11 protein-coding genes are annotated in these 24,464 nt (G+C 63.1%); 6 read left to right on the forward strand and 5 right to left on the reverse strand.

All coding sequences use genetic code 11. The features are described 5' to 3' along the window. The first annotated feature begins 13 nt into the window (after positions 1 to 13). Positions 14 to 1,396 carry a DUF4910 domain-containing protein gene (locus tag HNH97_RS00320; RefSeq protein ID WP_171789612.1) on the forward strand — a complete coding sequence of 461 codons (1,383 nt, stop codon included), beginning with the start codon at positions 14 to 16 and terminating at the stop codon, positions 1,394 to 1,396. Here HNH97_RS00320 and HNH97_RS00325 read toward each other — a convergent pair. From HNH97_RS00325 to HNH97_RS00335, 3 genes are all read right to left on the reverse strand, one after another. Next, a complete protein-coding gene (locus tag HNH97_RS00325) occupies positions 1,332 to 2,546 on the reverse strand; it encodes a cation:proton antiporter (RefSeq protein ID WP_171789432.1) in 1,215 nt (404 codons plus the stop codon). The genes HNH97_RS00320 and HNH97_RS00325 overlap by 65 nt on opposite strands. A gap of 345 nt (positions 2,547 to 2,891) precedes the next feature. Next, a complete protein-coding gene (locus tag HNH97_RS00330; protein WP_244949154.1) occupies positions 2,892 to 4,904 on the reverse strand; it encodes an FUSC family protein in 2,013 nt (670 codons plus the stop codon). 115 nt (positions 4,905 to 5,019) lie between these two features. Next, positions 5,020 to 6,735, reverse strand: coding sequence for an NAD-dependent malic enzyme (locus HNH97_RS00335; protein ID WP_171789434.1), 1,716 nt, complete (start codon positions 6,733 to 6,735; stop codon positions 5,020 to 5,022). Positions 6,736 to 6,850: 115 nt separating this feature from the next. Between HNH97_RS00335 and HNH97_RS00340 the strand changes: the two genes are divergently transcribed. The 5 genes from HNH97_RS00340 (at position 6,851) to HNH97_RS00360 (ending at position 19,668) form a co-directional block, all read left to right on the forward strand. After that, positions 6,851 to 7,756, forward strand: coding sequence for a LysR family transcriptional regulator (locus tag HNH97_RS00340; RefSeq protein ID WP_171789435.1), 906 nt, complete (start codon positions 6,851 to 6,853; stop codon positions 7,754 to 7,756). Positions 7,757 to 7,917: 161 nt separating this feature from the next. Further along, positions 7,918 to 8,502 carry a type 1 glutamine amidotransferase domain-containing protein gene (locus tag HNH97_RS00345; protein ID WP_171789613.1) on the forward strand — a complete coding sequence of 195 codons (585 nt, stop codon included), beginning with the start codon at positions 7,918 to 7,920 and terminating at the stop codon, positions 8,500 to 8,502. Next, complete coding sequence (locus HNH97_RS00350) at positions 8,499 to 9,248, forward strand: hypothetical protein (RefSeq protein ID WP_171789436.1); 750 nt, start codon at positions 8,499 to 8,501, stop codon at positions 9,246 to 9,248. Before HNH97_RS00345 ends, HNH97_RS00350 begins: the two co-directional genes overlap by 4 nt. A gap of 518 nt (positions 9,249 to 9,766) precedes the next feature. Then, positions 9,767 to 18,361, forward strand: coding sequence for a GH36-type glycosyl hydrolase domain-containing protein (locus HNH97_RS00355; protein WP_171789437.1), 8,595 nt, complete (start codon positions 9,767 to 9,769; stop codon positions 18,359 to 18,361). Positions 18,362 to 18,699: 338 nt separating this feature from the next. Then, positions 18,700 to 19,668: an MIP/aquaporin family protein gene (locus HNH97_RS00360; RefSeq protein ID WP_265176141.1), complete on the forward strand. Its 969-nt coding sequence runs from the start codon at positions 18,700 to 18,702 to the stop codon at positions 19,666 to 19,668. 101 nt (positions 19,669 to 19,769) lie between these two features. On the opposite strand, the gene putA is transcribed toward HNH97_RS00360, so the two are convergent. Together putA and HNH97_RS00370 are read right to left on the reverse strand one after the other, a co-directional pair. Beyond that, positions 19,770 to 23,426 (reverse strand): trifunctional transcriptional regulator/proline dehydrogenase/L-glutamate gamma-semialdehyde dehydrogenase, encoded by a 3,657-nt coding sequence (gene putA, locus HNH97_RS00365; RefSeq protein WP_171789438.1) that lies wholly within the window; start codon positions 23,424 to 23,426, stop codon positions 19,770 to 19,772. 225 nt (positions 23,427 to 23,651) lie between these two features. Next, a complete protein-coding gene (locus HNH97_RS00370; protein ID WP_110913663.1) occupies positions 23,652 to 24,344 on the reverse strand; it encodes a GntR family transcriptional regulator in 693 nt (230 codons plus the stop codon). Positions 24,345 to 24,464 lie beyond the last annotated feature (120 nt).

Genomic DNA, 24,464 nt, shown 5'->3' on the forward strand with positions numbered 1-24,464 from the left:
TATCATCAAGATGATGACAAGCCCTGAGATACTTCATGAGCATGTCAAGAATATATTCCCTATTTTCCGCAGCATAACGGGAAAAGGGATACGGCAGACACTTGAATACATCTCGCAAAGGACGGAAGGCTTCTCCATCTCCCATGTGGATTCCGGCACCGAGGTTCTGGACTGGACCGTGCCGGATGAATGGAACGCCTATGGTGCCACGATCCGCCGCACGACGGGCGAGGTAATGATTGACTGGGCGCGGTGTAATCTCCATCTGGTGCAATACAGTATTCCCATACGTGCCCGCGTATCGCGCGGAGAACTGGAAAAGCACCTGCACTGGCTTCCGGATCAGCCGGACCTTATCCCGTATCGAACCTCCTATTACAGGAAGGATTGGGGATTCTGCCTGTCCGCCCATCAATATTCACAACTGACGGATGATGAATATGATGTGGAAATCAGGACCGAACTTGGGCCCGGCCGACTGAGTTATGGCGAAGTTCTGGTCCCGGCGACCATGGAATCAGGAAATGAGGCGGGCGAAGTCCTGTTTTCCATTCACTGCTGCCATCCCGCGCTGGCCAATGACAATGCGTCCTCGATCGCAATTGCGATCGAGGTGATCCGGACCCTGCAGAAAAGGCCGGATCGTCGCCTGTCCTATCGTTTTGTCTTTATCCCCGGCACCATTGGCTCAATCACATGGCTGGCGCGGAACCGTGACAGGATACGCCATATCCGCCATGGCCTGGTCATGAGTTGCCTTGGCGATGACGGACTGCCGACTTACAAGCAGTCCCGCCGGGGAAATGCGGCGATAGACCGCTATGCCGAATACCTTGTGCAGACACGCTGGGGTGGGAAAGTCGTGCCGTTCGAACCTTACGGGTATGATGAGCGGCAATATTGCTCACCGGGGTTCAACCTGCCTGTCGGTTGCCTGATGCGTTCTCCCAACGGGCAGTTTGCGCAGTATCATACCTCCGCCGACAATCTGGATTTCGTCACGCCTGCGGGACTGTATGCGTCATTTGGCTTCATCATGGACCTTGTCACGATGATGGAGCAGGATTTCCATCCCCGCAGCCTCTGCCCCTATGGAGAGCCGCAACTGGGCCGCCGGGGACTTTACAAGACCATTGGCGGCGGCGATGAAAAGGACCCACATTCCGCCTTTGACCAGATGACGCTGTTATGGGTCCTCAATCTTGCGGATGGCGATCATTCACTGCTCGATATCGCGCAACGGTCTGGCAAGCCTTTCCCTGCCGTGGCTGCGGCGGCAGGGGTGCTGGTGCGCGCAGACCTCCTTGCCAGGTCTGCCTGGGGACAGGTGCCTATGCCGCCGGCTTCCGTTTCGTCACCAGCCGGAACATCGGCCCCGTCAGCGTCGTGGACGTGACCGCAAGGACCATCAGCGACGCATAGGCGAATTCGGAGATCATTCCCTTGCTGTGCAGGATTGTGGCGGCGACGATTTCCATCAGCCCCTTGCACTGCAGCAATGTCCCCATTCCCAGCGCCTGGCGGCGTGACATGTCGGGGGATGGCGGATAAAGGACGACGGCTCCCATCTTGGTCGTGATGGAAATGACCACCAGCAGGAACGATGCGATAACCGACGGCCAGGTCAGCGCCTCCCCGTTGATGTGCATCCCGCTATGGCCGAAGAACAGCGGTGCAAGCCAGATCAGGGCGAATGTTCCCACCTGTTCCACCGGCAGGCGGCGCACCCATTTCGGCGGCATCACAGCCCCTGCGAAATAGGCCCCGATCAGTTCATGCAGGCCGATCTGCATGCTTGCCCACGCCCCCCCTGCAAGCCACAGGGGAACGGCCATCCATATGACCCACATCGGGGGATGCGGCATGCGGTATGCGGCGGCGCTGCTGAGCAGGGCCAGCGCACCCAGCAGGGCAACGGCGACGAACTGCGTGATGTGCCACCCATGGAATGCGGCAGGCCCTTCGGCGGCAAATTCCAGGCAGGCCAGCCCGATCCATAATGCGGCATCGTCAACAACAGCCAGTCGCAGCGCCAGTTGCCCCATCGGACGTTCGGCGGGGGTGAGTTCCCGCACCACCCCGATCAGCACCGGCAATGCACTGACGGCGAGGCAGAGTCCGATGGACATTGCCCCGATAACCGGGCTGCCATGCGGGGTTTCCCAGCCATGAAGCGGCAGGAAATAGAAATAGATCAGCGCGGATCCGATACAGAACGGCACGCCCAATGCGACCAGTGCGCTGCCGAGCAGGCGTCCCATGGAAGGTCCCGTAAAATTCTGGTTCGGGTCTGATCCGTCAGAGAACTGCCACATGTCCAGTCCGGCGGTAAAGGCCAGAACCAGAACGGCAAGCCAGCCAATATCCTCCCCATATTGGGAGGGAATGCCCCATGCCTCCACGGGATATTTCGTGACCGCAATGGCGATTCCCAGCAAGATGGGAATGACGACAATCGGTATGGTTCTGCGCGACAGGCGCCATAAGACGGAAGGAATAAAAACGAACAGGAAGACGTCCGCACAAAGATGAAGAAGTTGATCCATGCCGTTCTCTTGTTTTTGATTTTCACGGACGTTATTATATATTTATATATCAGATATGCAAATGAAACATGCTTCATGTCCTTGGCGCGATTTTATCGCAAAAGACCAGAAGCCCGGTTTCCATTTGGACGTGCATGGAATATCTGCACAGAAAATATCCGGTTACGGGCACATTTCATCGGTATTTTTACATCCTGTTGCCCATACACGCCCCATATTGGAAGATATATTTGTAATTCCTGTTATGGGACGATGCTCCTTCGCGGTCATTACTGATGGCAAAGGACGTGCTAACGCGCGGTAAATGTCTAGAGTTCCCGGCGGCAGCCTGCAGGGCACTTCCCATCATTTCCGGACAGCACTGCTCTGCGCCAGGCAGGTGGCCGCCGTGCGGCCAATGCCGTCAAGGCAGCCAAGGATACGTAGCAGCCACATATTCTCCGGTTCCTGCCGCAGCATGAGCAGCACCCGCCGCCGCGTCACGGAAACCAGCGCGATCCCCCGCCGACTGACCGGTCGATATCGCGCCAGCGCCCGCATCAACTGGCTCAGGGTCCGCGACGCCTCGTGACGTTGCTGGCGTTTCAGTTGCCGCAGCAGCAGGATATTGAGCCCGACCGCAGACAGCAGCAATGTCTGGCGGATATCCCCCGTTGCAGTGCGATCGCCTGCCTGTGCCGCATGCCGCACCAGACGTCCGATCCGGTCCACACTGCTCCCGATCCACCATTGGGGAGATGGCGGCAGGGGCACGATGCACAATCCGCGCAGTTCGGTGCGGATATGGGCCCCGTAACGCATGCGTTCGTCGCGGGCGTCAAAGGGAAGCACCAGACGGAACACCAGCACGCTCAACCCGACGGCAAGGACGGTATGCAGGGCCGTGTTCAGAAAGGTAACTTCGTCAACGCGCAACTGGTTTCCGGGCATCAGCAGGTTTGGCATCAGCAATCCATAGGCCGCTGCCGCACCCGCCGTGCCGGGATTGTATTTGGCCAGGCCGCCCACGAACAGGAAGATGCCAAGGACAAAGGCAAGTTCCTCATAATCACTGAGGTAAGGCACGATCCACAGGTCGAGGCATCCTGCGGCAACGGCGGACCACACCGCGCCCGACAGGAACCGCACGGTTCCGACAACCGGGTTTTCACGGGTGGCGAACAGCCCGCAGACCAGCGTCGTGATCGCAATGAACCCCATTCCCCCCGGCCATGCCGTCACTTCGTAGATCAGGCCAGCCCCCAGGATGGCGATGGCCCCGCGCAAGCCGTTATGGAAAGCAAGCCGCAGGTCGCGATGTCCGGGCAGGCGAAAGCGGAAACGGTCATGTGGCGGTGGCGTGAAAATGGCCTGGCAGTGCCCGATTGCCGTTGCAAGATCCGTCATCGCGGCATCCAGCACGCCATGCGTGATCCGCCGTGTCTCGTCCGTTTCATGCCGGGCACGGTCCTGAAACACCGCGCGCAGGTGCGTCACATGCCCATGCAGGGTTTCCAGCATGTCGCGCTGAAGGCGGCACGAAACCAGTCGGTCGCACAGTTGCAGCAGCCTGCCCCGCGTTTCAAGGAGCAGCGGGTCCCGGCTCAGTTCCGCGCGCTCCGTACTGCCCGACAGCCCCACCAGTCGCGTGACCATGATCGAGATATTGGCGAACACCGCACGCGCATGGTCGCCCGCATGCGAATGTCGCCCCATTTCGATGGCCGGGAATTCGATGCCGTGATGGACGGACACCATCATGTTCGAAAACTCGCCCGCATGCGCCAGTGTGTCGCGGTCATGCAGGACGATTTCACGCAGAAGGGAGGCAAGGCGGTGCAGGACGTCCTCGACACGGGTCAGCATCGTGGCCCGTGCGCGCGACGCCAGGTTGTGCGCGAACAGCAACGCCATGGCGGCTTCGCACACCACGCCCAGCACGATGTAGGTCGCCCGCGATACCGCAATGAAGAACACGTTGTCCGGCTGTGACGCGGCGGCCACGGCGATGATGGAGCAGGTATACCCGGCCAGCACAAAGGCATAGGACCGGAAGTTCACGCTGAATGTCGCAAGGAAACTGCACAGCCCGATCCAGGCCGCAACGGCCGGGAAGAACAGCCATGCCTGCTGCGGGAAGGCGGCGATGAACGCCACGGCGGCAATCGCCCCGACCATGGTGCCGACAATCCGCCACCGTGCCTTCGACATGCTTTCGCCGCGACGCACCTGTGCCACGGACCATACGGTGGCGACCGCCCACTGGGGACTGTCGAGTTCCATCCACAGCGCAGCAGCCAGCGCAATCAGCGATGCAAGCGTATTGCGCGCGGCAAAACCGACGGCCTGCGACGATGGGCAGTACAGCCAGCGCAGCATGTCGCGGCATTTCCGCCACGCAATGCCCGGCAGGACCGCAGTTACAGAATTCGGAAATGGCATCAGCAGCTATACGCACCGACGGCACAATACCGCCATGTCAGGCTGGCCGCCTTCAGTTGCCCGCCTTTGCATAGGGGCGATAGCGTGCGGTCCATATCGCCTGTTCCAGCGCATCCTCGATCGCCTCCGGCGTGGCCGGGGGGGCAACACCTTCCGCCTGTCCCTGCCGGATGACGGCACGGGCCACGGCAATCGCGGCCCGGGGCAGGTCGGAGACCGGTGGCAGCAGCGCGGCGGATGCCACGTCCCGCGCTGCTGCCGCCGGCGACAGTTCCGCCAGCGCCCGTGCCGCGGCAAGGAACATGCCATCGGTCATGCGGGTGATGCCGCCCGCCACCACGGCAAGCCCCACACCGGGGAAAACATAGGAATTGTTGATCTGGTCCACAGGACGTTTGCGCCCATCAAAAACCACCGGCGCAAACGGACCGCCCGTGCCGATGATGGCGCGGCCATCGGTCCATTCCAGCAGGTCCGCAGGTGTGGCTTCGATATTGGCGGTCGGGTTCGACAGGGCAAAAATCACGGGCCGCTGCGGCCGCTGTGCCATGGGGGCGATGATTTCACGGGTGAAGGCCCCTCCCTGCCCCGATGTGCCGATCAGCATCGTTGGCTGGACATGTGCCATCACCTCGGACAGTGAAACATGCGCGGGGTCACGCACGGTCCATGTCGCGGCGATGTCGTGTGGCTGGGCAAAGGGTTCCTGCCCCTGCGTGATCCCGGCCATGCCATGGCGGACCAGTCCCCCCACGTCGATCATGAAAAACCGGCTGCGCGCCTCCTGCATGTCCATGCCTTCGGCCACCATCATGCGTGACAGGAGGTCGGCGATGCCGCAACCCGCGCCGCCAGCACCGAAGATGACGATCCGCTGCTGCGCAAGTGGCGCGGCCCCCGCCCGGATCGCGGCGAGCAGTGCGCCCGCCGTCACCCCGGCCGTTCCCTGGATATCGTCGTTATAGGTGCACATCCGCCCGCGATAGAGGTCGAGGATACGCAGCGCGTCCTCCCCCGCCAGATCTTCCCAATGCAGGGCGATCCGCGGCCAGCGCGCCTCCACCGCCGTGACGAATTCCGCGATGAACGCATCATATTCCGCCCCGCGCACGCGGCGATGGCGCCACCCGATGTAATCCGGGTCACGGAGCAGCGCTTCGTTATCCGTGCCGACATCAAGCAGGACCGGAAGCGCGCAGGCCGGGTCCAGCCCCCCACAGGCGGTATAGAGCGCAAGCTTGCCAATCGGGATGCCCATCCCGTTCGCACCCTGATCGCCAATTCCCAGGATGCTGCCACCGTCGCTGGCCACGATGACGCGCACATCATCCCAGCGTGCGTCGGACAGGATTTCCGCAATCCGTCCCCGGTCTTCGTAACTCAGGAACAGTCCGCGCGGGCGGGTCCATATCTGGCTGAACTGCTGGCATGCCCGGCCGATGCACGGGGTATAGATGATGGGCAGGTACTCATCGAGCGACTGCGCAACGATGGCATGGAAAAGGGTTTCGTTGCGGTCCTGGATTTCACGCAGCGCAACATGGCGCGAAAAATTGTCCGGCAGGGCCGCCAGACGCCGCGTGGCGCGGGCGATCTGCTGTTCCAGTGTCGCAACATGATGTGGCAGCAAGCCATGCAGCCCGAACAGGTCTCGTTCCCGCGCATCGAAGGCATTATCCTTGTTCAGGACAGGACATTCCAGAAGGTCACGTCCATTCAGGCCAATCTTGCGAGGTGGAACGGGAGACGGTTGCGCGGAAGCAGGCATGGGAACTCGATGTTGCGATCAGGGGAAACAGTGCGCACAATACCCATCTGCACAATCCCGTGTAGAGCACGTGCATGCACGGCAACCGTACGCCACACGCAATCATGGAGGGCGCGTGCCCGACGAAATCAGCGACCTCAGATTCTTCTGCATCCTGGCCGCCGCAGGCAGCATCGCCGGCTGTGCGCGTGTCATGGGCATGTCCCCCGCCGCGATGAGCCGCAGGCTGAGCGGGTTCGAGGCGCGTCTTGGCACCCGCCTTGTCACGCGCACCTCGCGTCACTTCGCCCTGACGGCGGAGGGGCAGAGGCTGCATGAACGCGCCACGCGCATCATGCATGAGATCGAGGAGGCCGAGGCCGAGGTCACGGCAAAGGCCGGGATTCCCCACGGCCTGCTGCGGGTCGGGGTCCCCTCCGAACTCGGGCGCAAGATGCTGGCGGGTATCGTGGCGGCGTTCGTGGAAAAATATCCTGATGTCACCGTGCACCTGACGCTGTCGGATGCGGGGCTTGACGTGATTGACGACGGACTGGACATCGCGATACGCGCGGGCATGCCCCCCGACCAGGGCGTCATGACCACCACATTGATCAGCAGTCGCCGCGTGGTCTGCGCCGCGCCGTCCTATTCCGCGCGCAAGGGCCTTCCCGCCACGCCGCACGACCTCCTCCGTCATGACTGCATCTGCCTGCTGCGCCGGCAGCGCATCTTCAATGAATGGGCGTATTACGACGGCAAGACGCGCAAGGAAATCCACGTCACCCCGCATCTTGCGGCGTCAAGCAGCGAGGTTGTCCATGACTGGGCCGTCAACGGACAGGGCATTGCGCTGAAGGTGCTGTGGGATATCGCCGATGACCTGAAATGTGGGCGACTGATCGAATGTCTCAGTGCCTATGCGTGGGAGGATGTCGTGCTGTGCGCGGTCTATCCCTCGCGCACGCACCTGCCGCCGCGCATGCGCTTCTTCCTCGATTTCGTCAAACGGGCTTTGCGGCAACATGATTTTGGAACCTGACCCGCCGGGGGCCGTTGACCCCTGACAGGGTGCCGGTCCATCAGGCCAGATTCCTGTCGGCATCCCCTGCTCATCGCAGACGGAGAACGACCATGATAACCCGAAATGTTCCTTCGCAGGCCCATTCCGAACAGGTGCCCTCCCCTGCCCCCGACCAGGCCATGCGGCGCAATGGCGGCAGCCTTGCCGGACGGACGATTGCGATCCTTGCGACCGACGGGGTGGAGGAAGTCGAACTGACCGATCCTGCCGCGGCCCTGCGCCAGGCGGGCGCACGGACGATCCTCGTCTCCCCGGTGCGTGGGGAAATCCAGGCGATGGAAGCCGATGTCCATCCCACCAACCGCTATCACGTCGATATGCAGGTCAGCGCCGCGCATGCCGCGGAATTCGACGGACTGCTCCTGCCCGGTGGCACCACCAGTCCCGACCACCTGCGCATGGATCGCGAGGCCGTGCGGTTCGTGGGGGAATTCGTGCAGGCCGGAAAGCCGATCGCCGCCATCTGCCATGGGCCATGGACCCTGATTGATGCGCAGGGCGTAAGTGGCCATACCCTGACCTCCTGGCCGTCCCTGCGCGCGGACCTGACGAATGCGGGCGGGCACTGGGTGGATCGCCCTGTCGTCACCGATGGCATGCTGGTCACGTCACGCAATCCGGGTGATCTCAAGGTTTTCTGTCCCGCCATCGTGGCGCTGTATGCCTCTGCCCCTGCTTCTGTGCAGCAGGGGCGTGTCGCATGAAGGACAATCGCACATTCCTCGGATATTACGCACTTGGCATGCTGGCGGCGGCGGGCGTTACGCTTGGCGCGGGTGTCGTGGCATGGTGGCGCGGGCGCCGGGCGCCACCCGACGGCACGGAGGCGGCCACGGCCAGTCAGTCCGTGGCGGAGGAAACGCCCCCCGAAACGGATGAGACGCGCCGTGTCGTGCGCAAGGTGCTGCAGTATTTCGTCATCCCGTTATGGCTGGTATCCGGACTTACGGACTGGTGGTGCCATCGCCGGACGGACATCGAACATACGACCGGCCTGAAGGAGACGGGACTTCACCTGCTGATGCTTGGGGAGGCTGCGGTCCCGGTGCTGGCGGGACTGTTCATGGAAATTGACGTGCCGGTGCTGTCGCTGATGATCGCCTCCTTCTTCGTGCACGAAGCAACCGCGATGTGGGACGTCAGTTATGCCGTGACACGACGTGAGGTGCAGCCTGTCGAACAGCATGTGCACAGCTTTCTGGAGATGATTCCGCTGCTGGCGGTGGCGATGATTTCCGTGCTGCACTGGCCGCAGTTGCAGGCGCTGCTGGGGCGCAGGGTCATGCGGCCCGTGCCGCCGCGCCTGAAACGTGACCCGCTTGGCCTGCCATATGCCGCAGGCGCACTGACCGCGATGGCCGTGTTCGAGGTCCTTCCCTATTGCGAGGAAGCCCTGCGCGACTGGCGGGCCAATCCGGGCCGGCTTGCCCCGCCTGTGCAGGCAGCGTGAATGCCTGTCCCCTGCGGCGGGAACTGTCATGGGCGGGGATCGCATCAAGGGGAACGGAGGCTTCCGGACGCCGCCTTTTTCAAAAGGCGGCGTTTTTTGTGTCGTGGACCCATGCATGAAACTGCCCTGTCCACATGGGATCCGCATGGGACAGGCCGTGTGCGAAAAGATGCCCATGCAACAGACGGCGATATGGCGCGTTGTCTGCCCGCATTCCAAACGATCATGCCATGTCCGGCAATTATGCGAACACATGACCTGCATCGTTGACACATCCCCTGCCCACGGGAGGCCAGCCATGGGATCTTCGAAAACGCCTGAACCGCCTGCAAAAAATCCACAGAGGGCGCGCAGGCCGGCACCACCGCCCCTGAACCCTGCGCTGTCCGCGGAGGACTCCGTGCTCCTGCAGAAGATATCCGGGCAAGGCAGGCCAGCGCCAAGGAAAATTCTTTTCAGGAAATAGACTGACCATAAAAGGGTTTTTCGATTCCATCCCTTTCAGAGTGGGGCAGGCCATGGACGCGCATCCGGCATCGACGTCGGCTCCCTCCCCTGCGGCGGCGTCCGTATGGTCAGGTTTCCTGCGACGCATCTCCCGCCATGATCCATCGCAGGCGTGGGAGGCGGACTCCTTTCCGGTCCGAAGCGAGATTTTTGGCGCCGAACGGCTGGAGGAACATGCGCGGAGCCTGGCCAGGGCGCAGTCTGTCGTCCCCCTGTCGCGGCGCACGCATCGATGGGGCCTGCAACCCCTGTCACATCGCCTTGCCCGCAACAGCGCCTTCCTGCGCGATGCGGAGCGCCGGATCGCAAAGGCCATCACGCAGGAACAGCAACTGACCCCCGCGGCACAATGGCTGGCGGACAATTATGCCCTGGTGGACATGCAGATCCGTGAAATCACGCTGGACCTGCCGCCGGGATATTATGCGCGCCTGCCCAAGCTTGCCAACGGGCCATTTGCGGGACTGCCACGGATCTTCGCCGTGGCGTGGGCCTATGTCGCCCATACCGACAGCAACCTGCAGCCTGATGTCCTGCGTGGCTATCTCCTCGCCTATCAGGAGGTGGAGGCGCTGACGATCGGCGAATTATGGGCCGTTCCCATTACGCTGCGCATTGTGCTGATTGAAAACCTGCGGCGCGTGGTCCAGGCCATCATGCACAACAATGCCGACCGCCGCGCCGCCGACCTGCTGGCGGAACAGATGGCGCAGGCGCGTAAGGATGGCCACCCGGCCCTGTCCAGCCTCCTCGCCTCGGTCGATCCTGCCATGCTGACGCCTGCCTTCAGCGCGCAGATGGCCCATTGCCTGCGTGGACTGGACCCGGAAAAGGATGCCGCCTTTGTCTGGCTGGAACAGCGCCTGTCCGACAGGGGCAGCACGATTGACGCCGCCGTGCGTGACGACCTGCATGAACAGGGGGCCTTCAACGCCACGATCCGCAACATCATCACCAGCCTGCGCCTGATCGCGGGCCTGGACTGGACCGAGGCGTTCGAGCGGATCTGCCTGGTGGACCGGGTATTCGCCGGATATGACAGCTTCACACAGGCGGATTTCGCCAGTCGCGACCTTTATCGCAAGGCGATAGAGGAACTGGCCCGTGGATGCGCCCGTACGGAGATGGACATAGCGCAGGCCGCCGTCTCGCTTGCCCGTACGGCGCGACAGGACCATCCGGATGATCCCCGGCGCGGGGATCCGGGATATTACCTGCTGATGGACGGGCGCCAGATACTGGAACAGGTGCTGGGGTTCAGGCCCACGCCATTCATGCGGATGGTGCGCGGGGGATGCCGGTGGGGGATCGCGGGATATAGTGGCGCGGTCACGCTCCTTGCGCTGTTGTTCCTGGCCGTTCCGGTCTGGTTTTCATCATCCGTGGATACAGCGATGCCATGGGTCATGGTTGTGGCGTTCATTGCCTTCGTGCCGACGACCGACGCCGCCGTGGCCTGCATCAACCGCCTTGCGCTGCAGGCGATCCGGGTGATGGCGCTACCGGGACTGGATCTGAGCGAGGGCATCCCGCAGCACCTGCGTACGATGGTTGTCATGCCGGTCATGCTGGTGACGGAGGAAACCGTCGCGGAACTCGTCGCACGGCTGGAGGTGCATTACCTCGCGACGCGGGACGATGCGGTGCATTTCGCCCTGCTCAGCGACTGGCGCGACCATGACAGCGCGCATGCACCGGATGACGACGCGCTGCTTGCGCTTGCGGCACAGGGGATCGACCGCCTCAACCGGCGTCATGGCGCGGCATCAGGTGGCCCGCGCTTCATGCTGCTGCATCGCAGGCGCGTCTGGTGCAACAGCGAGCGTATCTGGATGGGATGGGAGCGCAAGCGTGGCAAGCTGCATGAACTCAACCTGCTGCTGCGCGGTGGGCGCAACACCACGTTCCTGCCCGACCCGGCGCGGGTGCTGCCCGATGACGTCCGTTATGTCATCACCCTTGATGCCGATACCCGCCTGCCGCTTGAGACGGTGCGCAGACTGGTGGGCAAGATGGCGCATCCGCTGAACCTGCCGCGTTTCGACCCCGTCACCGCGCGCGTGTGTGAAGGATACGCCATCCTGCAGCCACGGGTCACGCCCGCGCTGCCGGTCGGCCACAAGAGCACGATCTTCCAGCGCGCCTTCTCCAGCGCCAGTGGCATCGACGCCTATTCCGCCGCGGTGTCCGACCTGTATCAGGACATGTTTGGCGAAGGATCCTATGCAGGCAAGGGGATTTACGACATCGACGCGTTCGAGGCGGCACTTGCGCATCGTGTCCCGGACTCCACCCTGCTGAGCCATGACCTGTTCGAGGGGATTTTTGCCCGTGCGGGCCTTGCCTCCGACATCGAGGTGGTGGAGGACTCCCCCACCGACTACCTTGTCGCGGTACAGAGGCTGCATCGCTGGACGCGCGGGGACTGGCAGTTGCTGCCGTGGATTTTTTCCGGCTTTGGCGGCCATACGGACCCGCGCCGCAGGCTGTCGGGGATCGCGCGGTGGAAAATGGCGGACAACCTGCGGCGGACCCTGGGTGCGCCGCTTGTGCTGCTGGCGTTTTTTGCCTGCTGGTTCCTGCCGCTTCCTCTCGCCGCCATCTGGACCCTGTTCATCCTGGCGATGATGGCGTTGCCGGTTTTCCTGCCTGTCCTTGCGGATTTTGTCCCCCGTCGTGAATGGATCACACTGCGCAGTTACGGCAGCGTCCTGCTGGCCGACAGTCGCGACGCGCTGGTTGTCGTGCTGCTCAACATCACGTTTGCCGCACATCTTGCCTACCTGATGGGGGATGCGATCGTGCGGACCCTGATCCGGGTCTGCGTGACCCACCGCAACCTGCTGCAATGGGTGCCCGCGGCGCAGACCCTTCCCACCGCGCGTCCGGGCGTTGCGGTCTATTACCGCCGCATGCTTTCGGCCCCGCTGCTCTGCCTTTTCATGGTGGACATGGTTACACGCTTTGCAGCGTGGAGCCTGTTTGTCGCCTTGCCACTTGCGGTCGTGTGGGGGGCCTCGCCCGTTGTTGCGATGTGGGTCAGCAGGTTTCCCGTCACGGCGGCGCGGTCGCGTCCGTCGCGTACGGATATCCGCTCCTTGCGGATGACCGCGCGGCGGACGTGGCGGTTTTTCGAAACATTCGTGACCCCGGCGGACCATATGCTGCCGCCGGACAATTTTCAGGAGGACCCGGATGCCATTCTGGCGCATCGCACGTCCCCCACAAACATCGGGCTGTACCTGCTGTGCTGCATCAGTGCGCGCGATTTCGGGTGGGCGGGTCTTGCCGATACCCTTGACCGGGTGGAGGCGACATTCGTCACGCTGGCTTCCATGCCGCGCTATCGCGGGCATTTCTACAACTGGTATGACACGTCCGACCTCACGCTGCTGGAGCCTGCCTACATCTCCACCGTGGATAGCGGCAACATGGCGGGTCATCTGGTGGCGTTGGCCAGCACGTGCCGCATGTGGCGTCGTGATCGCGGCGGCCCTTGCGCATCATGGCGCGAAGGGGTTGCCGATGCGCTCAACATCGCCATTACGGACCTGACGTTTCGCGATGGCGCACGCCTGTCCCTCTCCCTCGGGCAAAGACGCCTGCTGCGTGCGCTTGCGGGGCTGAAGACCGCGATCCTGTCCGCCCCACAGGTCCCCTCGGCCGCGCAGCTTGCGGTGTTGCAGTCACGGGCGCGTGTTGTCAGCGAACTGGCGGTGGGTACCGGGCGCGGGCCTGACGATACGGCGGCCGGATGGCGTGCCGATCCGGGGTTCTGGGCCGGTGCGGCGCTGCGGAGCCTCGAGAGCCACATGCGGGACATGGCGCCGGATGGGGGCAATGCCCTGGACGCGCGGCTTGAAGCGCTGGAGCATACGGCGCGCGGCATGGCGCAGGACATGGAGTTCGGGTTTCTGTGCAATGAATCGCGCAAGCTGCTTTCGATCGGTTTCGTGGTGTCGGAGGAGGCGCAGGACAGCAACTGTTACGACCTGCTGGCGTCGGAGGCACGGCTGGCGGTTTTCTTCGCCATCGCCAAGGGGGACATGCCGGCGCGCAACTGGTTCCGCCTTGGCCGTGCCATCACCCCCGTCGGCAATGGTGCGGCGCTGGTGTCATGGTCGGGGTCGATGTTCGAATACCTCATGCCGTCGCTGGTCATGCGCGCGCCTATCGGAAGCCTGCTGGAACAGACCAACAGGCTGGTCGTGCAGTGCCAGATCGCCTATGGGCAGGGGCGCGGCATTCCATGGGGCATTTCCGAATCCGCCTATAATGTGCGCGATCTTGAATATACCTACCAGTATTCGAATTTCGGCGTGCCCGGCCTGGGGCTGAAACGCGGTCTGGGGAATGACACCGTCGTTGCGCCTTATGCCACGATGCTGGCGGCCATGGTTGACCCGCAAAAGGCGGTCGCCAACCTTTCGGCCCTCGACAGGCTGGGGGCACAGGGGCGTTACGGGTTTTACGAATCCCTCGATTATACACCGCAGCGCGTGCCGGACCGTGAACGCATGGCGATCGTGCGCGCCTACATGGCCCATCATCAGGGCATGTCGATCCTGGCGGTCGCGGATACGGTCATGAACGGCATCATGCGCGCGCGTTTCCATGATGACCCGACCATTGCCTCGGCCGAACTGCTGCTGCAGGAACGCGCGCCACGCACCGGCGCGGTCGCACGCGCCCTTCCGTCGGAGGAAGCCGCACCCGCACCCTCCCATGCGCAGGCCACGGCCGGCGGACGGTATTATGCCACCGCCGATACACCGCAACCTGTGACGCACCTGCTGTCGAACGGGCGCTATACGGTCATGCTGAGCGCGGCGGGATCGGGATACAGCAGGTGGCAGGGGCAGGCCATCACCCGCTGGCGCGAAGACCCGACACTCGATGATACGGGATCATATGTCTATCTCAGGAACGTACGCACCGGGCAGGCCTGGTCCGCGGGCCTGCAACCCTGCGGCGTGCGGGCGGACGAATATGCCGTCATGTTCCATGAGGACCGGGCGGAATTCGCGCGCCGTGATGGCGATGTCACCACCATGATGGAGGTCATGGTCTCGGCCGAGGATGATGTGGAGGTCAGACAGGTTTCCCTGTTCAATGGTGGCAGCGAAACGCTGGAGATCGAGGTCACGTCCTATGCCGAACTTGCGCTGATCGCGCAGGCGGCGGACCTTGCGCATCCGGCGTTCACCAAGCTGTTCGTGCAGACCGAATACCTGCCGGAATCCCGCGCCCTGCTGGCCACCCGCCGCCGCCGCACGCCGGAGGAGCCTGAAATCTGGGCCGCGCATCTGGCGGTCTGCGCCACGCCGGTACAGGTGGAAACGGACCGGGCGCACTTTGTCGGGCGCGGGCATGGCGTGCGCCTGCCGCATGCGCTCCTGCCCGAAGGGACGATGTCGGGACGCACGGGGACCGTGCTGGATGCGGTCTTTGCCATCCGCAGCACGCTGCTCATCAAGCCCGGTGCGATGACGCGGATCACCTTCTGGACACTGGTCGCCGCCTCACGCACGGAACTGCTGGACCTGATCGACACGCACCGGGATGCGGTCGCGTTCGAACGGGTGCGCATGCTGGCATGGACGCAGGCGCAGGTGCAGTTGCGCCACCTGGACATCACCCCGGCGGATGCCGACCTGTTCCAGCGCCTTGCGGGACACATCATCTATGCAGGGCCTGCCCTGCGCGCCGACACGCAGAGCATACGCGCCGGTGCTGGCGCGCAGCCTGCCCTGTGGGAGCAGGGCATTTCGGGCGACCTGCCGATCGTGCTGCTGCGGATCCACGATAACGCCAATACCGACGTGGTGCGTCACCTGCTGCAGGCACAGGAATATTTCCGGCTCAAGCAACTGGCGGTGGATATCGTGATCCTGAATGAACATCCCTCTTCCTACCTCCAGGATCTTCAGGCCTCGCTTGAAGACATGGTGCGTGCGTCGGGCCGGGTGGCAGCAGGTGCAGGCTCGGTGCGCATATTGCGTGCCGACCTGATCTCCCCCGCCCTGCATGACCTGCTGGTATCGGTGGCGCGGGTCGTGCTGTCGGCGCGCCAGTCCCTTGCCGAACAGCTTGGGCATGCGGAAACCCTGCCGCCGCCACATCCCGCCGCCACACAGGTCGCGCGCAGGACCGCGCCACCCGGCCCGGATATGGCCGCACGTGGCGGGCCTGTTGTGCCGGAACTGGAATTCTTCAACGGGTTCGGCGGCTTTGCCGAGAACGGCCGGGAATATGAGGTCATCCTGTCTCCCGGCTGCACGACACCCGCACCGTGGGTCAATGTCATCGCCAATGATGATTTCGGGTGCCAGATCTCCGCCGAGGGGACGGGATATACGTGGGCGCTCAACAGCCGTGAACACCAGTTGACGCCATGGTCGAACGATCCGGTGGCTGATCGGGGCGGGGAAATCTTCTATTTCCATGATCAGGACACGCATGACCTGTGGTGTCCGAACGCCGCGACCCGGCGGGATGCGGGCGCGACCTATGTCACCCGTCACGGATGGGGCCATACCCGTCAGGAACGTGTGGCGCATGGCATCGCCAGCACGGTGGTGCAGTACGTGCCGGAGAGCGATCCGGTCAAGATTTCCCGCATCCAGTTGCACAACCTCTCCCCCCGCCCGCGGACCCTGTCCATTACCGCCTATGTGGAATGGGTGCTGGGGGCCGCGCGCGGGAATGCCGCACCGTTCGTCATCACATGGCTCGATCCACAGACCGGCGCCCTGTTTGCGTGCAACCGGTGGGATGCGACCTATGGCCGCCGTATCGCCTTTCTGGATATCGGGGGGTACAGGACCGCCGCATGTGGGGACCGGCGCGCCTTTGTGGGCCGCAATGGCACGCTGGATGCACCCGCGGCCTTCACGCGGGCCGATGGTGTCGCGGGCGCGCTGGGCGCGGGACTGGACCCGTGCGGGGTGTTGCAGACGCTCGTCACCCTGCCGCCCGATGGCCGGGTGGAAACTGTCTGCCTGCTGGGCGAGGCACAGGACGAGGATACGGCGCGTGCCCTCGTGTTGAAATATCGCGCGGCCGATCCCGATGCGGTCCTGCGCGGGGTCATGGCCCGGTGGGAGGCGCTGACCCGTTCGATGCAGGTCCGGACGCCGGACCGCGCAATGGACATCATGCTCAATGGCTGGCTGCTCTATCAGACGTTGAGCAGCAGGGTCCGGGCGCGGGCCGGTTTTTACCAGGCCAGCGGGGCCTTCGGCTTTCGCGACCAGTTGCAGGATGGCATGGCGCTGGCGGTGGCCTCTCCCGCACGGGTGCGCGAACATCTGCTGCGCGCGGCCTCACGCCAGTTTGTCGAAGGGGATGTGCAGCACTGGTGGCTGCCGCAGACCGGGGCGGGCGTGCGTACCCATATTTCCGATGACTGCGCATGGCTGGCTTACACCGTCGCCCATTATGTGCGAACCACCGGGGACCGCGCGATACTGGAGGAACAGGTCCCGTTTCTGGACGCTCCCCCGCTGCCGATAACCGAGCATGACCGTTTCATGGTCCCTGCCGTCTCCGCCGAGGTCGCGTCCCTTTTCGAGCATTGCGCCCGCGCGCTCGAGCACAGCATGGCTGTGGGTGCGCATGGGTTGCCCCTGATGGGAACGGGCGACTGGAACGACGGCATGAACCGGGTGGGGGAAAAGGGCCGTGGGGAGAGTGTGTGGCTGGGATGGTTCCTGCATGCCGCGCTGATGGCGTTCATCCCGCTGGCACGGGAATGTGGGGCAGGCGCGCGCGCGGATGTGTGGCAGGCGCATGCAAACGCCCTGGCGCAGGCGCTCGAGGCGGCGTGGGACGGGGACTGGTATCTGCGTGCCTATTTCGATGACGGCACACCGCTGGGATCGCACCTTGACAGGGAATGCCGGATCGACGCGATTTCGCAGTCATGGAGCGTGCTGTCCGGGGTTGCGACGCCGGAACGGGCCGCGCACGCCATGCAGTCCGCGCTGCAGCACCTGACGGGACACCCGCAGGGACTGGTCCTCGTGCTTGCGCCACCGTTTGAGGGGGCGGGTCCCGATCCGGGCTATATCAGCGGTTATCCCCCCGGTATCCGCGAAAATGGTGGACAGTATACCCATGCGGCGCTGTGGACCGTCATGGCGGTGGCGGCCCTGCATGACGGGACGCGCGCCCATGGCCTGTTCCATGAACTCCTGCCCATCACGCATGCGCGGACGATGCGCGATGCCAGGACCTACCTGCTGGAGCCTTATGTCGTGGCGGCGGATATCTATTCCCGCCCGCCCCATCAGGGACGCGGCGGGTGGTCATGGTATACGGGATCGGCAGGCTGGATGCAGCGGGTCGGGTGTGAAACCATCCTCGGGATTCATGTCGAAGGCACGGAACTGTGCATTGATCCGTGCATTCCCGCCGACTGGTCCGCTTTCGAGGTGGAGCTTGCATGGCGCACGGCGCGCTATGCCATCAGGGTTGAAAACCCGAACCATGTCTGCCGTGGAGTCACGCGACTGGTTGTGGATGGACAGCCCATGGGTGAAAGCCGCCGCATCACCATGCTCGATGACGCACGACAGCATACGGTATCGGTGACACTTGGCTAAGCATGGGGCCGTGCATCACCGACAGGAATATGGTCCCCGCAAAATCCAGAAATATAATGATAAAAAAGGCCAACGACCTCGAAATATCTATAATAAGATAAATGAATATGACCGCGAGATCACGATGTATTTACGCTGTCATATCTGGATACCACCTATGTATTGAGGCGCCATGACAAAGGTCAATATCAGTATATGATGTGTTTCCGTTTTCACGGCATGATGAATACATGGGCAGGGCAATGGCGGAACATCAGGACGGTACGGAAAACAGGGACAGGCACCATCGGCATTTCCATATGCCGCACATGCACCTGCCGCATTTTCATCTTCCCCATGTGCGATTGCCACATATCCACTGGCCGCATTTTCACATCCATTTTCATGACCGTCCCCTGTCGGGGGAACCGCATCCGGAACGGCCGTTCCACTGGCGCCTGTACTGGTGTGAGGCACTGGCCACGGCCGTGCTGATGATCGTGGGACTGGTCTGTGTCATCCTGCTGACCGCGCCGGGAACATTCTTCGCCCGCCTGCTGGCGCCGTATCCGAACATCCAGACCGCCCTGTGCGGACTGTGCTTTGGCATGGCGGGAACAGCAGCGGCAATGACACCGTTTGGCAAGATCAGTGGCGCGCACCTCAACCCATCCGTGACCCTTGCCTTCATGCTCTCCAAAAAGATCGTCTGGATCGACGCCCTTGGCTATGCCATCGCGCAGATCCTCGGCGCGCTGGCGGGGACGGCGGCGGTCTATGCCCTGGGACTGGTTTTCGCCCCGTGGCATGTATTGTCGAGCGAGGTGCATTACGGCGCGACCATTCCCTATACCAGCATTTCGGTCTGGTATGCCCTTGGGTCCGAAGCGCTGGTGACCGGCCTGCTGATCGTCACGCTCTACTGGCTTGCGGCGCATCCGCGTTACAAGGCCATCACGCCATGGATCGGGGGGATCTTCTTTCTGGTCATGAACCCGCTGACCGCGTGGCTGTCGGGGAACAGCGTCAACTTCGCCCGCAGCCTGGGACCCGCGCTGTTTGACGGGACATGGACCAATCTGTGGATCTACCTGATCGGGCCGTTTGCCGGTTCGTCACTGGCGGTTCTGGCCATCCGGTTCGACCTGTTTGGCAAGATCCACCTTCTGGAGGCACGTCTGGTCAATTTCGGCCACCATGGGCGGGTGCCCCATCTGGACGACCCCCATTTCAAACATGCCGCCCCGGAACATTACGAGGCCTATCGCGCCCATCTGGAGGAACTGGCAAAAGCCAAGGCGGCACAGGCGGCACCGACACCGGACTGAGGCCGGTTCGGACCTGCCTGCATGAAAAAACGTCAGAGGGTGCTACCTGTGTGGATAAAAGGCGGCACCCCGGACCCATCTTCTGACCCCGGACAGATTTCCTACCCGATCGACATCAGGCTGGCATTGCCGCCCGCGGCCGCCGTGTTCGTGCTGCGGCACCGCTCCTCGACGAGGAATTCGCGTCGCAGTCCCCCTTCCTTCAGGACGAAGACCGATGCAATCGGTCCCTTCCCTTCGGCAAGGGTGCGTGTAACTGTCCGGAAACCGTCATCATCGCAGGCGCCCAGCACAACCGCATATTCGTGCTGTCCCACGTCACTGACAGCGCGGACATGGCGTGCGACATCCGACGGCAGGCCAGACAGCCACGCCGTATCGTCGGTCCCGCCCGTGATGAAGACCGTATTGCCACAGGACAGCGCCATGGAAACCAGCATCAACAGGTCTTCACGCGTGCCCCCACCGATGCACAGGACATTGCCGCGCGGCATGAAACGGTAGAGGTTTTCCTCCCCCACCGGTCCGGGCAGTACCATTTCCGCGCCACAGAGCGGGGTTTTCATCATCTCGGCCACCTGCCGCGCCACCTGCTGGTGGCCTTTGCCCATCAGCCAGTCGTGCCATGTCTGCATCATGTGTGGCACCGCGCCACCCTTCATGCCGGGCAGCAGGTTTTCCATCGCAGGACATTGCGCGACAAGGCGACGCAGGATCAGCGGTCCCCCCGCCTTTGGCCCTGTTCCGGACAGGCCACGCCCGCCAAAGGGCTGCACCCCGACAACCGCGCCGATCGTATTGCGGTTGATATACAGGTTCCCCACGTCCAGACGCTGCGTCACGTGATCGACCATCGTTTCGATACGGGTATGCAGTCCACCCGTCAGGCCATAGCCCAACGCGTTGATGGCATCGATGACCGTATCGAGCGCCTGCCGGCGATAGCGCAGGACATGCAGCACGGGACCAAACACTTCCGGCCCGAGGTCGGAGATGGAATCAATCTCGATCAGGGTCGGCGGAACAAAGCTGCCATGGCCGCAATGCGCCGGGATGTCCACACGAAACACCGGCGCGCCCTTCGCACGCAGGGCCGCGACATGGGCCTCTATCCCTTTTGCCGCATCCGGCGTGATGACCGGGCCGATATCGGTGGACAGCAGGGCAGGATTGCCCAGTTGCAGTTCACGCATCGCCCCGCGCAGCATCGTCAGCACATGATCGGCGCAGTCTTCCTGCACGCACAGGATGCGCAGTGCCGAACATCTCTGCCCCGCGCTGTCGAAGGCGGAGGCGACGACATCCGTCACGACCTGTTCGGCAAGGGCGGAGGAATCCACGATCATCGCATTCTGGCCGCCTGTTTCGGCAACCAGCGGCACAGGCTGTCCCGTGTGGTCCCGACGGGTGACAAGCTGGCGGTTGATCGACTGCGCCACCGTGGTCGAACCGGTGAACATCACGCCCGCGACCTGCGGGGCCGCGACCAGGGCCGCGCCCACATCCCCCGCACCGGGCAGCAGTTGCAGCACATCGGCGGGCACACCGGCCTGGTGCAGGATGTCTACGGCCTGTGCCGCGATCAGCGGCGTTTCCTCGGCCGGTTTGGCAATGACGCTGTTGCCTGCGGCAAGGGCCGCCGCCACCTGCCCCGTGAAGATCGCAAGCGGGAAGTTCCATGGGCTGATACAGGCCACCGGCCCCAAGGGGATATGGGTGGCATTGTCGAATTCCGCACGGATCCGCGCGGCGTAGTAACGCAGGAAATCGACAGCTTCGCGTATTTCGGCAATGGCGTTCGGAAACGACTTGCCCGCTTCGCGTACGATCAGGCCCAGCAGCGCATCCGTACGGGATTCCATGAGGTCCGACGCGCGTTCAAGGATTTCCGCGCGCTTGCCCGGTGGCATGGTCGCCCATGCCACGCCGCCCCTGACGGCGTCCTGCACAACGGCAGGGATGATCGCCACATCGGCGGGCGTCCATGTCCCCACCCTGTCACGCCGGTCCGCCGGGTTTTCAACGTCCAGCACCGCGCCCGCGGCAACCGGCGTGGCCACCATCGGGGCGCAGGTCCATGCGGGCATGTCCGCGGCCAGTCCCCTGCCCAGCGCGGTCAGGGAGTTTTCATCATTCAGGTCCAGTCCCGCCGAATTGCGGCGTTCGGGTGCGAACAGGTCGGGCGGGGCCGCGATGGCGGGATTGGGGGACCCGAACGGCACGACGCCGCGCGCAATGGTCATGGGATCCGCCACCAGCGCGGAAACCGGCACCCGCTCATCGCCGATCTGGTTCACGAAGGAAGAATTCGCCCCATTTTCCAGAAGACGCCGCACCAGATAGGCCAGCAGCGTTTCATGCGTGCCCACCGGGGCATAGATACGCGCGGGCCGCCCCAGCTTGTTCGGGCCGACGACTTCCTTGTACAGCGGTTCACCCATGCCGTGCAGGCACTGGAATTCATAGGAACCGACATGGAATTCCTTGCCTGCCAGCGTATAGATCGTGGCAAGCGTGCGGGCATTGTGGGTCGCGAACTGCGGGAAGATGACGTCACGCGCATCCAGCAGTTTGCGCGCGCAGGCAATATAGCTGATGTCGGTATGGACCTTGCGCGTATAGACGGGGAAATCCGTGACCCCTTCGATCTGCGCCTTCTTGATTTCGCTGTCCCAGTAAGCCCCTTTCACAAGGCGTACCATCAGACGATGGCCCGTGCGGCGTGCAAGGTCGATGATGAAGTCCAGCACGAAGGGCGCGCGCCGGCCATAGGCCTGCACGACAAAGCCGATGCCGTTCCAGCCCTGCAGCGCCGGTTCGTGGCACAGCCCTTCGAGCAGGTCGAGGGAAAGCTCAAGCCGTTCGCTTTCTTCGGCGTCGATATTGAGGCCGATGTCATACTGCCGCGCCAGTACCGTCAGTTCGATGACAACCGGCAGCAGTTCGGCCATCACGCGCGCGCGCTGTGCCCTGCTGTAGCGCGGATGCAGTGCCGACAGCTTGATCGAAATGCCGGGACGTTCATACACATCCGCACCCCGCGCCCGCCTGCCGATCGCGTGAATGGCCGTGATGTAATCCTGCCGGTACCGTTCGGCATCATGCGCCGTCAGCGCGGCCTCCCCCAGCATGTCGTAGGAGTAGCGAAAGCCCGTGGCCTCCAGCTTTTCGCTGTTCTTCAGCGCGGCTTCGATGGTTTCGCCAACGACGAACTGTTCCCCCATCATGCGCATGGCCATATCGACCGCCTTGCGGATCACGGGTTCGGCGCACCGGCCCACCAGCCCCTTCAGCGCGCGTGCAAGCCCGGCCTGCCCATCTTCGGTGCCGGTGCTCAGCCGTCCCGTCACCAGCAGTCCCCATGCCGCGGCATTGGTGAACAGGGGACGGTCACGTGAAATATGCGCCATCCAGTCGCCGGATCCGATCTTGTCACGGATCAGCGCATCGCGGGTTGCATTGTCGGGAATGCGCAGCAGCGCCTCCGCCAGGCACATGAGGGCCACCCCTTCGGCCGAGGACAGGGAGAATTCCTGTACCAGGGCCTCTACCCCGCCGGGCGCACGGTTATGGCGCAGCCCTTCGGTCAGTCGGGTCGCAAGCGCGGTCGTATGCGCGCCCTGTTCCGGCGTCAGTGTCGCGCCGGGGGCCAGTTCGGCCATGCAGTCAGGTTCGGGACGCCGCAGGGCATCGGTTATCCGTTGCCGCAGGGATGACGGCGCATCCACCGGGCCAGCAAAATCTTTGAAAAACACCATGATGAAGATCCCAAGGCAGGACGGCATGTCCGGGGAATACCCCCAGAATGATATAATGAAGATATTATAATATATGATCTAAAAATGCATAGCATGTTTTTGCAGCGTTATGACATGTTGCATCCCATGCTGGCGGCGTCTGCCCGGAAAATGGGCATAATCCGCCCCTGCCTGCCTGATATGGCGGCGGTATGTCTGCCTGAATTGCCGGGATGTAGCGCGCCGTCAGCGTTGCGCGCGTTCGCGGATCACCTTGATGGAAATATTGGCCGCTTCGAGGATATGCTGTCGCGTCAGGCGTGCCACCGCGTCGGCATCGCGCCTGCGGCAGGCCTGCATGATCTCGGCATGTTCCCGGTCGGTTACCAGTTTGCGCCCCTCGATCTCGAGATGGCTGCGGATATAGCGGTTGAGCCGGATATGCAGGTCGTCGATCATTTCCAGCAGGCGCGGGCGTTGCGCCGCGACATAGATCGCATTGTGAAAGGCGCGGTTCAGGTCGCCCGAATCATGCTTGCTTGTCGCGTTCGCCGCCCCTTCGACAAAGGCTTCGTAGGCATCCTCGACCCGGGCAAGGTCCATGCGCGACATATGGCTGACGGCATGATGGGCGGCCATTTCCTCCAGCGAGGCGCGGATTTCGGAATATTCGATGATGTCCTGTTCGGTCATGCCGGTGACCATCGCGCCACGATTGGGCAGGAAGGTCACCAGTCCCTCGGCTTCCAGTTGTTTCAGCGCCTCGCGCACGGGAATGATGCTGGTGCCAAAACCACCGGCCAGTTCCGATTGCGGCAGCGCCTGTCCCGCCGGCAGCTTGCCTGTCAGGATGGCATTGCGCAGCGCCGCCCCCACCACGATGGATGCCGCGCCACGTTTCTGGCCGGTTTCCACGTCAAAGATGGAAGATGGCAGCATAGGTATTTTCCCTGGCAAGGAGGCCCTGTCCCCATATGTTCCAGACAGGAAAACAGCGGCATCCCTGTATCATGATCCCGGGCCCCACTCCTGCCGCAGTACCATAGGGTACGTTATACG

This window comes from Gluconacetobacter entanii, from assembly GCF_013155425.1.
GTDB classification, from domain to species: domain Bacteria; phylum Pseudomonadota; class Alphaproteobacteria; order Acetobacterales; family Acetobacteraceae; genus Novacetimonas; species Novacetimonas entanii.

Excerpts from the sequence above, each read along its gene's own strand:
- HNH97_RS00320 (WP_171789612.1), top strand. The coding sequence starts at position 14 with ATGACAAGCCCTGAGATACTTCATGAGCATGTCAAGAATATATTCCCT.
- HNH97_RS00325 (WP_171789432.1), bottom strand. The coding sequence starts at position 2,546 with ATGGATCAACTTCTTCATCTTTGTGCGGACGTCTTCCTGTTCGTTTTT.
- HNH97_RS00330 (WP_244949154.1), bottom strand. The coding sequence starts at position 4,904 with ATGCTGCGCTGGCTGTACTGCCCATCGTCGCAGGCCGTCGGTTTTGCC.
- HNH97_RS00335 (WP_171789434.1), bottom strand. The coding sequence starts at position 6,735 with ATGCCTGCTTCCGCGCAACCGTCTCCCGTTCCACCTCGCAAGATTGGC.
- HNH97_RS00345 (WP_171789613.1), top strand. The coding sequence starts at position 7,918 with ATGCGGCGCAATGGCGGCAGCCTTGCCGGACGGACGATTGCGATCCTT.
- HNH97_RS00350 (WP_171789436.1), top strand. The coding sequence starts at position 8,499 with ATGAAGGACAATCGCACATTCCTCGGATATTACGCACTTGGCATGCTG.
- HNH97_RS00355 (WP_171789437.1), top strand. The coding sequence starts at position 9,767 with ATGGACGCGCATCCGGCATCGACGTCGGCTCCCTCCCCTGCGGCGGCG.
- putA (WP_171789438.1), bottom strand. The coding sequence starts at position 23,426 with ATGGTGTTTTTCAAAGATTTTGCTGGCCCGGTGGATGCGCCGTCATCC.
- HNH97_RS00370 (WP_110913663.1), bottom strand. The coding sequence starts at position 24,344 with ATGCTGCCATCTTCCATCTTTGACGTGGAAACCGGCCAGAAACGTGGC.